The organism is Psychrobacter celer (assembly GCF_016107555.1).
In the GTDB taxonomy this organism is placed as follows: Bacteria; Pseudomonadota; Gammaproteobacteria; order Pseudomonadales; family Moraxellaceae; genus Psychrobacter; species Psychrobacter celer.
Map to the genome: position 1 here is coordinate 58924 of NZ_JABASU010000006.1, position 13604 is coordinate 72527.

Consider the following 13604-nt stretch of genomic DNA (forward strand, 5'->3'; position numbering starts at 1 on the left):
ACATTTGATAGTTAATTCGATATAACACCCTACAATTACCAAAAAACGCCTGCCGACAATTAGTCGACAGGCGTTTTGCTCAGACAGCGCTTGGGATAGTCCACTCTAGCCATAGTCCAGACTATTTAGTCTTGCGCGGCGGCAGGCCAGTATGCTGCGTCTGAAAGTTGCCTTTACTGACGCGCTTTTTGCTATTTTTGTTCCCAGTATTTTTGGTCGTTGGGCGCTCAGAGGCGCGGTTGCTGCGTTTGAGCGAATCGTTGCCGACGCGGCTGTTCTTTTTGCGTGCAGAATGGTAGCTGTCTTGCGCCGCATCCCGACCTTCTAGATGGGCGTTATATGGCGGTATCAGGCAGCCGCGATTTTTACCGATCAAGTCACTACGGCCCATGTCTTGTAGCGCTTTACGCAGTAGTGCCCAGTTTTTTGGGTCATGGTAGCGAAGAAAGGCTTTGTGCAATTTGCGCTGCTTGCCTGATTTGACGATGTCCATATCACCACCCCCACGGCTGACCTTGTGTAGCGGGTCTTTGTGGGTATGGTACATGGTGGTCGCGGTCGCCATGGGGCTAGGATAAAACGCCTGCACTTGGTCGGCGCGGTAGCCGTTACGCTTTAGCCACAGCGCAAGGTTCATCATGTCCTCATCTTTGGTGCCAGGGTGGGCGGCGATAAAGTAAGGAATCAGATACTGCTCTTTGCCAGCCTCGGCGCTGAAGCGCTCAAACATGGCTTTAAATTCGTCGTAGCTGCCCATGCCCGGCTTCATCATCTTGGACAGTACGCCTTCTTCTGAATGCTCTGGGGCAATTTTTAGATAGCCGCCGACATGATGGCTGACCAGCTCTTTGACATATTCAGGGTCTTTGACCGCCAAGTCATAACGCAAGCCTGAGGCGATTAGGATTTTTTTCACACCTTTGATATCACGGGCCTTGCGATATAGCTGGGTGAGGTTGCTGTGATCGGTAATGAGGTTTTCACAGACATCAGGATAGACACAAGACGGCTTGCGGCAGTTTTTCTCAATGGTCTCGTCTTTGCAGTTGAGGCGGTACATGTTGGCAGTAGGGCCACCAAGATCGGAGATGACACCTGTGAAGTTAGGCGCAGTATCACGGATGGCTTCGACTTCACGTAGGATGGAGTCCTCTGAGCGGTTTTGAATGATGCGGCCTTCGTGCTCAGTGATAGAGCAAAACGTACAACCACCAAAGCAGCCGCGCATGATATTGACCGAAAACTTAATCATGTCATAAGCTGGAATGCGTGCGTCACCATAGCTCGGATGCGGCAAGCGGGCATAAGGCAGGTCAAACACATAATCCATCTCTTCCGTGGACAGCGGAATCGGTGGCGGGTTTAGCCACACATCGATGGCGCTGTGTGAGTTACCACCGCCGCTGTTGTGTCGCTGCACCAGCGCCCTAGCGTTACCGGGATTGGTCTCTAAATGCAGGATACGGTTGGCATGCGCGTAGAGCACAGGGTCTGATTTGACGTGCTCATAGTCAGGCAGGCGAATCACTGTCTTATCACGTGGCGGCATTTTTAGCTTATGTTTAAGAGCAGTTTTTGGCTTATACTCTTTATTATCTTCAGCCTCCATGCCACGCATCTGCACCACTTGCGTATCCGTATCGACTTGATCAGCATTTAAGACTTTGTTGGTGACGGGCTCGGCGACGAAGCCTTGATACTGCTGCGAGTATTGTGAAGCCGTGCCTGTCATTGCTGACGTGGCTTGCCCAACTGGCGAGTCCGATGGTTTTTCTTGTTCGATTTTACAGCTATCAACGTCCTCGGTCATCACGTACGGGTTGATGATTGGATCGACGCGGCCGACGGTATCGACATCGTTGCTGGCGACCTCAGTCATATCTGCTTGCCAATGGCGACGACTCGGCGAGAGTAGATACGCTGTGCCTCGCAGCTTACTCATCTGCTCAAACGTATAGCCTTTAGACAGACCATGTACCACATCGACGATGGCGCGCTCGGCATTGCCGTACAGTAACACATCAGCGCGCGCATCCATCAAAATACTGCGGCGGACTTTGTCTGACCAATAGTCATAATGAGCGATACGGCGAAGGCTGCCCTCGATACCGCCGAGGATAATCGGCACATCGGGATAGGCCTCACGGCAGCGTTGACTATAGACGATAGCGGCGCGGTCCGGGCGTTTGTTTGCCACATTGCCCGGCGAGTACGCATCATCGCTACGAATCTTGCGATCGGCGGTATAGCGGTTGATCATGCTGTCCATATTACCCGCGGTCACGCCGTATGCATAGACTGGCTTGCCAAGCGCCATAAAAGCGTCTTTGCTCTTCCAGTCAGGCTGGGCGATGATACCGACGCGAAAGCCCTGCGCTTCTAATAAGCGACCGATAATCGCCATACCAAAGCTTGGGTGATCGACATAAGCGTCGCCTGAGATGATAATGACATCACAGGCATCCCAGCCCAGCGCGTCCATCTCAGCACGGCTCATCGGTAGATAAGGCGCAGGCTCGTAGCAGCTCGCCCAGTGTTTGTCATAATCATAAAGCGGTTTGATGCCTTGTTTAAAGGCGGTGCGGGCGATGGTATCGGCAGACATGGGCGGACCTGTTAAATAAAAAGAGACACTAAAAAATAAGCCGTTATTTATCAATAATAATAACGGCTCATTAAAAAACGCTCATTTTAACATGAATTGTCTTCAGGATGTCATAAAGCCGTTTTAATGAGCGAAGGGTAAGTTGTTGATAGCGTAAGAAAATGTTGAGCGTAAAGGCGGCCGCCAAACCGCTGGCTTGTACCGTGTTTTAAAATCATGACTGCTTTAGTCAAAGACACAAGCTAATCGCCCAATAATTGTAATGGAAAAGTCACTACATCAAATGCTAAGGCAAAAGGCAGTAACACCAGTTTTTGGGCGCTATTAGGGCCGCGGCGATTGACCTGCTCGTGCTCTGTTTGTGTATAAAAGCTGACGGTATAAGGTTTGGTCAGTGAGCGGTAATTGGACTGAATCAAACGTAAATTGCTGACTTGCGGATAGATAGCGCCTTTGACAGGAACGCTAAAGCAAAAGCGCTGTGCATCGATGCGCTGGTCGCTAGTGGTGGTGCAGTCACGGCCATTATTTTGCAAAAAGAACTGATAGTCTGAGCGCTGAAACTCGTCTTTTAATTTGGCATAAGACAGCTTCATCTCTCCTTGAAAAACGCCAGCGTTATCGGGTACATAAAAGCTCATGTCATTATCGACGTGGATGTTTTTGGGTGTCAGGGTGCTCAGTAAGCTGATCATCTCTGTCCCGCCCTGCGTCAACACATAGCTGTTTTTTTCGCCGACGATGACCATGGTAGCATTGGGCGTTTTGGGTAACGCTTGAGCTGGGCGACCAAAAGCGACGATCTGATCTTCGGATAATATCTCTTTGCTGGTTTGGCTGCTGACATGACGATCATTTTCTAGTAGTGCGCTGGTAGCGCAGCCTGAGCTGGCAAGTAGCGCTGCAAGCGATAGCCCTATACAGCTGGCTTTTAGATACCTGTTTAGGTATACGTTTAGGTACACGGCCGCGCTCATGCTTTGCAGCTTATGAGAGAGTGGGGTTTTTGATGGGGTCATGGTCGCACTTCCTTGTTTGCGATATTGTTGTGGGGAGATGACGGTGGTTTTCTGTAGATATCCTACCCTGTTTATCCAATACTTTGCTACTGCAAATAGAGGTTTTGCGGCGGCAAATGACAGTGCTGTTGGCACCGATTGTCCTGCCCTGTTTATCCAATACTTTGCTACTGCAAATAGAGGTTTTGCGGCGGCAAATGACAGTGCTGTTGGCACCGATTGTCCTGCCTGTTATTGGTCTGACTATTATCAGCCTGACTGTCAGTCGAGCAATATTTTGGTGCCGCTTTTGGTAAAGTTCATCACAAACTGGCTCTTAAAGCCCCGTACATTATTTTGATGCTGGCAGGATTGGGCGTGCTGAGTGTGCTGGCGATAAAAACCAACGTCGATGCCAGTCAAATGCTACCGGTTAATGTGTACGGCATGATGCGCTACCTAGAGCCGGCGCTGCTATTTATCTTGGCGATTACGGTTTTGGGCAATCCATTTGAGTCGGCGATGATATATAGCTATGGGCTAATCTGGCTCGGTATTGTGTGTTTACTGCTTCATGGTATCTGTCCGCTGCGCGGTACCAAAAACGAGACGTTAGGTACAAAAGCTGCCGCTTAACGCATGTATGCTGGGGTGATATTTATATTTAGCGGAATGTAAAACTGTTATGAATTTAAACGCGCTACTGGTATAAATTTTACTTGCGTGCTGCGTTCACAGAGGCTGCGCAACCTACATTTAAAAACAGCATCCCAGTAGCGCTATGACATTTTTAGAGTGTATCGACTATGTAATAAAACAGGACGGTTTACGCGATGGTAAATCGTCCTGTTTATCAGCTCGATAGGAGCAGAGCACTGCCAGAGCATTTAATCCAAATGCTGCTTAAAGCCGCGCTGCTTATCGCGCTCCCAGTCGCGGTCTTTCAGAGTTTTACGTTTATCGTGTTGCTTTTTACCGACGGCAAGGGCGATCTGACACTTGACCATCGAGCGCTTCCAGTAGCAAGACAGCGGCACACAAGCATAGCCTTTTTGATTGACCGCGCCATATAATTTGTCGATCTCGCGGCGATTGAGCAGCAGTTTACGGGTACGGATGCTATCGGGGCTAATGTGCGTCGAGCTAGATAGCAGAGGCTGGATATGAGCACCAAACAAGAAAGCCTCACCATTACGAAAGGTAATATAAGCCTCGGTGATGGACATTTTACCTGCACGAATGGCCTTGACTTCCCAGCCTTGCAAAGACAAGCCTGCCTCAAAGGTTTCTTCGATAAAATACTCGTGCCGCGCTTTTTTATTGGCGCAGATTTGATTGTCTGGTTTTTTCGCTTTTTTTGACATAAATTCTCCATCAGGATGTCAGTGCGCTGCATCCTTGTCTTACCATTCCTCATCCAAGACCATCGGCGGGCCTACTATGTGAGATGAGTCGAAGCGCTTATTGTAGCAAAGCAAAGGGGCAAAAGGTAAATCGGCTGTTAGGACAAATGTAGCAGATAAGTATTAAATGTAGGCAAAATTTGCTAGCATGTGCAGTATCATTAACGACCAGATTAGCACTGCTATGAATTCAGCAAATGCCGCCCATGCTTCAAAGCTTCAGACCAAGATTTTATACCCTGGCACCTTTGACCCCATTACCAATGGCCATGTCGATTTGGTGACGCGCGCGACCAAATTATTTGATGAGGTGGTCATTGCCGTGGCATCAGGGCACCACAAAAAACCGCTGTTTAGTTTTGAGGAGCGGGTGGCTTTGGTCGAGACGGTGTTTGCAGATTTGCCGCAAGTGTCGGTGGTGGGTTTTGAAGGTCTGCTCGTGGATTTTATGCGCCTGCAAGGTGCCACTGCTGTCTTGCGTGGCCTGCGTGCGATGTCGGATTTTGAGTATGAGTTTCAGCTGGCCAATATGAACCGCGAGCTCGATGAAAATTTTGAGGCGGTGTTTTTGACGCCATCGCAAAACTACTCGTTTATCTCATCGACGATGATTCGTGAGATTGCCAAGCTTGGCGGCGATGTCAATAAATTTGTGCCACCTTGTGTCTCGCAAGCTTTTGCCAAAAAGCTCACGCTTAACTAGCCGTCACCGTTTATCTGCTGACAGTTATTTTATCCTTCACCAAACTCGCCAGAGTAATCTGACGCGCTTGTTATTAGTCATACATAAGGAGCAGTTTATGGCATTGTTAATCACTGACGAATGCATCAACTGTGATGTCTGCGAGCCTGCTTGCCCAAACGAGGCCATCTCTGAGGGCGATGATATATATGTGATCGACCCTGATCTGTGTACAGAGTGTGTCGGTCACTTCGATGAGCCGCAATGCGTGGTCATCTGTCCTGTCGACTGTATTCCAAAAGACCCCGATCATATCGAGAGCGGAAGCGATTTATTGGCCAAATACAAGCGTATCACTGGTCAATAATGCGCTGAGATGCTGCTGCCCAACAAAGCCTAGGAATAATATAATGAATACGGATATTCAATTGCTCATACACTTTTTTCAACATACGTACTTTTCGTTTGCGAGCGGACGATGAGTATGCCTACCAGCGACTTCGACCACCAGCACTTGTGGCATCCCTATGCCAGCTTGCCGCCCACTTATCCAAATATCGTCATTGACCATGCCGAAGGTATCTATATCGTCACTCAAGATGGCACGCGCCTCATAGATGGCATGTCGTCATGGTGGGCAAGCGTGCATGGCTATAACCATCCGGTGCTCAATGCGGCAATGACTCATCAGCTCGGCAAAATGGCGCATGTGATGTTTGGGGGCTTGACCCATCAGCCGGCGATAGACTTGGGTGAAAAACTGCTCTCCATCGTACCAGCAGGCCTCGATGCTATTTTTTATGCTGATAGCGGCAGTATCGCGGTGGAAGTGGCATTAAAGATGGCGCTACAGTATCAGATTGCTGCTCAGCGTCCGCAAAAGTGCCAGTTTGCCTCAACGCATTCAGGCTATTATGGTGATACCTGGCATGCGATGAGCGTCTGCGATCCTATCAACGGCATGCATAGCTTATACGGTAAGCAGCTGCCGGTGCAGCATTTTGTTTCTGCGCCGCCTATGGAATTTGAACATAAATTAACGCAAGACGTGCGCGATGAATTAACCCAGTTTTTTGCTAAACATAGCGCTCAGCTTGCCGGATTCATTATCGAGCCTGTCATTCAGGGCGCAGGCGGCATGCGCTTTTATAATCCAGAGTATTTGCAATTACTGCGGCGGTTATGTAATGCGCATGATGTGCTGTTGATTACCGATGAGATCGCCACAGGCTTTGGCCGTAGTGGTAAGCTTTTTGCGTGTGAGCACGCCGATATCAGCCCCGATATTATGACCGTGGGTAAGGCGCTAACGGGCGGCTATATGACTTTTGCCGCAACGCTATGTACCCGCAAAATTGCGGATACCATTCACAATAGCGACTATCCAGCCCTTATGCATGGTCCGACCTTTATGGGTAATCCGCTGGCTTGCGCGGTCGCTTGTGCGTCGATTGATTTGATTTTGTCTTATGATATCGAGAGGCGTACGGCAGATATGCAAGCCGTTATGGAGTCGCAGCTTGCGCCAGCAGCGACATTGGATGGTGTCAAAGAGGTACGTTGTTTGGGCGCGGTCGCCGTCATTGAATTGGATAAAGCGGTCGATATGCCTGTTTTTCAATCCTTACTGATCAAAAATGGCATTTGGGTCAGACCCTTTGGTAAATTGGTCTATATCATGCCGCCCTTTGTCATGACGGATGATGAGCTGGTGACGCTATGTCAGTCACTACTGACCGTCGTTACCTTTTATTTAAATCAAACTTGTGTCACCAATAGAGCGGCTATATGAGTGTGCTATTTATCTCCGGTATCGACACCGACATTGGCAAAACTTACGCCACCGGTATACTGGCTAAGGCCTTAATGCAGCAGGGCATAAATATCATCACCCAAAAGCTGGTACAAACGGGCGTTGGGGTTGATTTGGCCAGTGGTGAGATGAATATTGCTGATGATATTGTTACTCATCGCCAGTTGATGGGTGTACCGCTACAGCCGTGTGACCTTGCTCACACCACATGCCCTTATCGTTATAAAAAACCAGCGTCGCCGCATCTGGCGGTCAGACTGGCCGATGATGTGTTAGACCCTGATGTCATCACTCAGGCGACGCGGCAATTGCAAGTAAACTACGATGTGGTGTTGCTAGAAGGGGCAGGCGGTTTGCTCGTACCCATAACCGAGCAATTACTGACGCTAGATTATATTGCCACCCAAGGCTATCCAGTGGTTTTGGTGACCTCGGGTCGCCTTGGCAGTATCAATCATACTTTGCTTAGCCTTGAAGCCATCAAAGCACGCGGTTTAACGCTGCATAGCGTGATTTATAATCCCATTCATGATAATGCGGCTCAGACAGATTCTGAGATTGCGACGAGTACCATGGCGTTTTTACAGCACCATCTGCAGCAGTACCATCCGGACACGTACTGGCTGACCCTGCCCTATATAAAGCAAGATAAGCAACGCCACACTCTGCCAGATTTGTATTTACCAAATGGTTTTGTCTGAGGCGGCTACAAGCGATTATTTGACGAGGCAAAATTAGTCACAAAAGATATTTCCAGATGAGCCTTGGGTTTGCTATACTGGCGCCCTTGGTAGACTAGGCGATCGCCGCTGCACACTGGCAACAGATGTGCAGGGGAGGAAAGTCCGGGCTACATAGGGCAGCGTGCCAGCTAACGGCTGGGCAGGGTAACCTGACGACCAGTGCAGCAGAGAGGAGACCGCCGCGCGCAAGCGAGGTAAGGGTGAAAGGGTGCGGTAAGAGCGCACCGCGTGTCCAGCAATGGTGCACGGCATGGTAAACTCCACGCGTAGCAAGACCAAATAGGCATCGGCATGGCGCGGCCCGCGTTCGATGCGGGTAGGTTGCTTGAGCGTATCAGCGATGATGCGCCTAGAGGAATGATCGTCCACGACAGAACCCGGCTTATCGGTCTACCAACTTTTTTATGCTTCGTTTTTTAAGCGTTGTGTTTAAGCATTGTTTTTACGCTTCGTTTGTATAGTTAGCAGTGATGTTTTTGCGCTTAATTTGAATAAAATTCATTTTTTTTTGCAAAAAAAGCCAATTAGGGGTTGACGGTATCAACCTCTATCGGTATTATACCGAGCCTTAAATGGCGATGTAGCTCAGCTGGTTAGAGCGCACGACTCATAATCGTGAGGTCGAGAGTTCAAGTCTCTCCATCGCCACCATATATCATAAAACCTAATCAGTTTTAAAAAGCCAATCTTTCATGATTGGTTTTTTTTTGCCTAAAATCACTTAAAAACTCTGTCAGGCTGAGGGCTTTTTATCATGAAGCCACTTATAAAAGAGCCATTGAGCTTACGAATTTCTTGCTATATCATTAGTTTATCAGTTTACTTACAGATTAATTCTTGTAACTTATGTCCTGCTTACTTATTATAGGGACTGTTTTCGGTAAAGTCCTGTAACGTCATGTCTGTACAATTGCCTCCTTATCGTCCCATCAAGCACCGTAGTGGCCTTAAAGTCATGGGTGCGGCATTTCATGCGTTGCTGATGCGTGAGCTACAGACGCGTTTTGGTAGCTATCGTCTGGGCTATCTGTGGGCGCCGCTTGAAGTCCTGTTTCAAGTGCTTATCTTTTTGGTTATTTTTGGTGCGATTCGTGAGCGGTTAGTTCCTGGGATGGATTTTTCCCTGTTTTTAGTCGCTGGTATGGTTCCGTTCCGGATGTTCCAAAAGATAGCGACAAGAGCCTTGGGGGCAGTTGAGGCTAATAAAGGTTTATTGGTATATCGCTCAGTTAAGCATGTTGATGTCATCATCGCACGCTCTTTCTTAGAGTTAGTGATCTATTTTTTTACTTTTATTCTACTTCTAGTGGGTCTGTCTTTTTTTGGGATAGTTCCTGATTTTAGTAATTTACATATTGTTATTTTCTGTTGGGTTACGCTCTTCTTATTTAGTTTAGGTACGGCTCTCATTATGATGATTGTTGGCTACTATGGTGGTGAAATTACCAAAGTAATATCTATTTTTTTTACAGTGTTATATTTTACTTCAGGTGTTATATTTCCATTACACATTGTCCCAGAGCCCTATTTTAGTTATTTACTATACAATCCATTAGTACATAATTTAGAGTTGATAAAGTATGCATTTGCGCCTAACTATCCGTCCTATCATATTGATATTGGATATTTTTTAGAGTGGATGTTTGCAGTGAATTTTTTGGGACTCTTGCTTTATAAATATGCAGAACGTGATATGATTCGCTCCCGTTAGAGCAAGCGCTAAAGTATACAGAAAGGCAAGTAAATGATTGAAGTTAAAAACATTTCTAAGTCATTTATGACAAAAAAAGGTCGGCATTATCTTTTTAAAGATCTCAATCTGACTATTGGTGATAAGCAAAGCGTTGGCTTGCTCGGGCGTAATGGCGCGGGTAAGTCAACTTTGCTGCGTATCATCTGCGGACTTGATGAGCCAGACCATGGCGAGGTCATTACTGATTCTACCATCTCATGGCCAGTCGGCGTGGCAGGAGGCTTCCAAGGCAGTTTGACGGGTCGGCAAAACGTCCGCTTTGTGTGCCGGCTGTATTCTAGCGGGGCCTATATCGATGAAAAAATTCGTTTTGTCGAAGAGTTTGCAGATATAGGTAGTTATTTTGATATGCCTGTACGAAGTTATTCGTCAGGTATGCGTTCAAGGCTTGTATTTGGCTTAAGCCTAGCGTTCGATTTTGACTACTACATGCTAGATGAAGTAGGTGCTGTTGGCGATGCAGCTTTTAAGAAGAGGTCTCGAGAAATATTGAAGGCACGAAAAGAAACGTCAGGTGTACTTATGGTGTCTCATAGCTTGAAAGATATAACGGCAAGTTGTGATGTTGGTATTGTATTAATGGATCAGACAGCACATGTCTTTGATGATATAACAGAAGCGATTGAGGTTTATGAAAAGCATATCCACAAAGCAAAAAAGTAAGGTAATTAACCTCTCGTTATTTATCGGCTTAGTCATACTGCCTTGGGTGCTCGTGATATTTTATGTCATGACGCTGGCTCATCCGCGTTATATATCGACCGCTGATGTGGTGGTAAAGCAAGTCAGCGAGTCAAGTGTGCCGTCTGGCGGTGGCATATCAGCTTTACTGGGTGTCAATAGTACCAGTAAAGAAGATGCAACCTATTTGACAGAGTACATTCTGTCAAATGATATGGTGAAGCGGCTAGATAATAAGTTTAAGTTTCGCGAAGCATACTATGTCGATGGTTCAGACCCCATCTATGAGATTGATCCGGATGCCACGCAAGAAGAGCTGCTCGATTACTTCAAAAAGCGGGTACACATCAACCTCGATGAGCAAAGCTATGTGCTGTCGGTGGCGACAGAAGCCTTTGATTCACGCTACGCGTTTGAGCTAAACAAAACTATCTTGAACGAGTCTGAGCAATTCGTAAACCGTATCTCACAAGAAGTTGCGCGTGATCAGTTGGTGTTTGCCGAAACCCAATTAGAAGAGTCACAAGATCGCCTAAACGACGCCAAAGAGCAGCTATTAAACTATCAAAACACCAATGAGATTTATGACCCGCAGGCCAACGCCCAGATTATCAATCAGCTGATTGGCAGCCTACAAGGACAGCTGAGCTCTCTACGTACTGAGGAGCGGCAACTGCTTAGCTATCTCAATCCTGATGCGCCGCAAGTGGTGTCGATCAGAAGCCAAATCAAAGCGATTGAAGCGCAAATTCGTCAAGAGCAAACCAAGCTGACCTCGCCAAATACCACCAAGCTAAACCGTCAAGCGGTGCAGTTTGAGACCATAAAAGCGGATGTGGACTTTGCCACAGAGCTGTATAAGCTGTCGCTATCATCACTTGAAAAGGCGCGCCTAGAAGCCTTTAAAAAGATGAAAAACCTGATTGTGATCTCAACCCCTTATGAGGCCGAAGAAGCGTTGTATCCACGCCGCGCTTATATCATTTGGACATCACTTATATTGTTATTGATATTCTATGGTTTTGTGCGCTTGGTGATGGCCGTTGTCCGCGATCATCGTAGCTAGTTTTGCGGTCTGCCAGCTTTGACCGACCAGATATCACTAATGATCGACAGATCAGTAAAGGAATATAATTCATGAATACGAAACCACGTGCGATCGTGATGATGATAAGTGTGGCGATGGCTGCTATGAGCATGTCAGCAAACGCCGTCAGTTATGCCGAGCAAATGGCAGGCTCTAGCTTTGGTACAAGCGCCAATAATGCCAGCCAAGATCAAAATCGCAATAATATCAATGTTTCAACCCAAGCGTTTGCTGGCGGTGTACCTGGACAGGCCACCAGCCAAGAAGCGGTGAATGCCGCCAGCTTGCCCAGTCAGTCGGTTATTAACACCACCCGCCCTTACCAAGACATCAACACCCAAGACATGATGTTTGGTGAGCAGCTATTTCGCGGGGCTTTTTCGACCACCTCCGGCTCGACCTTTAACGACAGCTATGTGATAAACCCAGGCGACAATGTCCAAGTACGCATGTGGGGCGCTTATCAATTTGCCTCCACCATGACAGTCGATCCACAAGGCAATATTTTCTTGCCAAACGTCGGTCCGGTACGTATCGCTGGGGTTCAAAACGGCAACTTACAAAACGTAGTCAAAAGCGCGGTCAATCGTATTTATCGCTCAAACGTCGGCGTCTATGCTTCTTTAGAGCAAGCACAGCCGGTCAAAGTATTTGTCACCGGTTTTGTCAAGCAGCCTGGTTATTATGGCGGGCTGGCGGCGGACTCGGTGCTGTCTTATCTCGACAGAGCGGGCGGCGTCGACCCGACACGCGGCAGCTTTATCGACATTCAGATCAAACGCAATGGCCAAATGCTCCAGCAAGTCAATCTTTATGATTTTTTATTGGCCGGTAAGTTGCAGCCTTTTGCCTTTCGTGATGGTGATGTGATTACAGTGGCCCCGCAGAAAAAAACCTTTGCCGTGAGTGGTGAGGTGCAAAACGAGTATACATTTGAGTTTGATGTCAACGATCTGACCATCGGTGATGTCTTGCAAGTGGCCAATCCTGCCGCAAACGCCACCAACGTCAGTATTACCCGCAGTGCAGGCCGCGCCCAGACGGCGGAGTACTACTCACTGGCAGAGGCGCAAAACGTGCCTGTCTATAATGGTGATCAGATGGTGGTGACCTCAGATCGCTATGCTGGGACGATTGCAGTGCAGGTGAAAGGAGCACATACGGGCAATGGCGCGATGGTGGTGCCTTATGGCGCCCGTCTCAAAGACATCGTGCCGCAATTGCAGCCAAGCCCGCTGGCTAAGTTGACACATTTGACCATTTATCGTCAGTCAGTCGCTGAGCAGCAAAAACGCATGATCAATGAGTCGCTTGATCGTCTAGAAGAGCTGACACTTGCCACGCAGTCAACGACTCGTGAAGAGGCCGCACTGCGTCAAGATGATGCCGCTTTGGTCAAGCAGTTTGTGGCAAAAGCGCGAAATGTACAGCCAGATGGTCAGATCGTTGTGGTGCCAAACTCATGGCAAGACATTATCCTTCAGCAAGGTGATGTCATCGAGATCCCCGCGCAGACGTCTGTGATTACGGTCAATGGACAGGTACGCGCGCAAGGGGCGTTGACCTTTAACCCAGATTATACCGTCGGCGATTATGTGGCCAATTCAGGCGGCTTTGGTGATAATGCAGATACCAAAGAGATTTTGGTTATCCATCAAAATGGCGCCAGCGAAGTGGTGAATACCGCTTATCGTATCCAGCAAGGCGATGAGATTATGGTGTTGCCAAAGGTTAAGACCAAGCGAGTAGAGATTGCGCGCGGACTGTCGCAGATTTTCTATCAGTTGGCCATCGCTGCAAAAGTGGTGCTGGATCTATAACGACTGATAGGCGTTTTAT

13 protein-coding genes, 1 tRNA gene and 1 other RNA gene are annotated in these 13604 nt (G+C 47.9%); 12 read left to right on the plus strand and 3 right to left on the minus strand.

The window, feature by feature from the left end:
• Positions 1-121: 121 nt before the first annotated feature.
• Positions 122-2605, minus strand: coding sequence for a YgiQ family radical SAM protein (locus JFC05_RS04710; protein ID WP_198335976.1), 2484 nt, complete (start codon positions 2603-2605; stop codon positions 122-124).
• 242 nt (positions 2606-2847) lie between these two features.
• Positions 2848-3624: a YidX family protein gene (locus JFC05_RS04715; RefSeq protein WP_227697408.1), complete on the minus strand. Its 777-nt coding sequence runs from the start codon at positions 3622-3624 to the stop codon at positions 2848-2850.
• Between JFC05_RS04715 and JFC05_RS04720 the strand changes: the two genes are divergently transcribed.
• Positions 3623-3964, plus strand: coding sequence for a hypothetical protein (locus tag JFC05_RS04720; RefSeq protein WP_198335977.1), 342 nt, complete (start codon positions 3623-3625; stop codon positions 3962-3964). The genes JFC05_RS04715 and JFC05_RS04720 overlap by 2 nt on opposite strands.
• The gene (locus JFC05_RS04725) at positions 3961-4239 is read left to right on the plus strand and encodes an EamA family transporter (RefSeq protein ID WP_227697409.1); all 279 of its coding nucleotides are present in this window, start codon (positions 3961-3963) and stop codon (positions 4237-4239) included. Before JFC05_RS04720 ends, JFC05_RS04725 begins: the two co-directional genes overlap by 4 nt.
• Positions 4240-4490: 251 nt before the next feature.
• Here JFC05_RS04725 and smpB read toward each other — a convergent pair whose 3' ends face one another.
• Complete coding sequence (smpB, locus tag JFC05_RS04730; protein WP_075101997.1) at positions 4491-4967, minus strand: SsrA-binding protein SmpB; 477 nt, start codon at positions 4965-4967, stop codon at positions 4491-4493.
• Positions 4968-5190: 223 nt separating this feature from the next.
• Here smpB and coaD point away from each other — a divergent pair, with 223 nt between their 5' ends.
• From coaD to JFC05_RS04780, 10 genes are all read left to right on the plus strand, one after another.
• Positions 5191-5709 (plus strand): pantetheine-phosphate adenylyltransferase, encoded by a 519-nt coding sequence (gene coaD, locus JFC05_RS04735; protein WP_198335978.1) that lies wholly within the window; start codon positions 5191-5193, stop codon positions 5707-5709.
• Between the two features lie 97 nt (positions 5710-5806).
• Positions 5807-6055, plus strand: coding sequence for a YfhL family 4Fe-4S dicluster ferredoxin (locus tag JFC05_RS04740; protein ID WP_198335979.1), 249 nt, complete (start codon positions 5807-5809; stop codon positions 6053-6055).
• A gap of 111 nt (positions 6056-6166) precedes the next feature.
• On the plus strand, positions 6167-7480 hold the full coding sequence (bioA, locus tag JFC05_RS04745) for an adenosylmethionine--8-amino-7-oxononanoate transaminase (RefSeq protein ID WP_198335980.1): 1314 nt from the start codon (positions 6167-6169) through the stop codon (positions 7478-7480).
• On the plus strand, positions 7477-8202 hold the full coding sequence (bioD, locus tag JFC05_RS04750; protein WP_198335981.1) for a dethiobiotin synthase: 726 nt from the start codon (positions 7477-7479) through the stop codon (positions 8200-8202). The genes bioA and bioD overlap by 4 nt, the downstream gene beginning before the upstream one ends.
• An 86-nt stretch (positions 8203-8288) precedes the next feature.
• Positions 8289-8645, plus strand: an RNA gene (rnpB, locus tag JFC05_RS04755) — RNase P RNA component class A.
• 173 nt (positions 8646-8818) lie between these two features.
• Positions 8819-8895 (plus strand) — tRNA-Met (locus JFC05_RS04760).
• 247 nt (positions 8896-9142) lie between these two features.
• Positions 9143-9955 (plus strand): ABC transporter permease, encoded by an 813-nt coding sequence (locus tag JFC05_RS04765; RefSeq protein ID WP_198335982.1) that lies wholly within the window; start codon positions 9143-9145, stop codon positions 9953-9955.
• A gap of 33 nt (positions 9956-9988) precedes the next feature.
• Positions 9989-10660 (plus strand): ABC transporter ATP-binding protein, encoded by a 672-nt coding sequence (locus tag JFC05_RS04770; RefSeq protein WP_198335983.1) that lies wholly within the window; start codon positions 9989-9991, stop codon positions 10658-10660.
• Complete coding sequence (locus JFC05_RS04775) at positions 10629-11744, plus strand: KpsE/RkpR family capsule polysaccharide export protein (protein ID WP_198335984.1); 1116 nt, start codon at positions 10629-10631, stop codon at positions 11742-11744. Before JFC05_RS04770 ends, JFC05_RS04775 begins: the two co-directional genes overlap by 32 nt.
• Before the next feature lie 71 nt (positions 11745-11815).
• The gene (locus JFC05_RS04780) at positions 11816-13585 is read left to right on the plus strand and encodes a polysaccharide biosynthesis/export family protein (protein WP_198335985.1); all 1770 of its coding nucleotides are present in this window, start codon (positions 11816-11818) and stop codon (positions 13583-13585) included.
• The last annotated feature ends 19 nt before the right edge of the window (positions 13586-13604 follow it).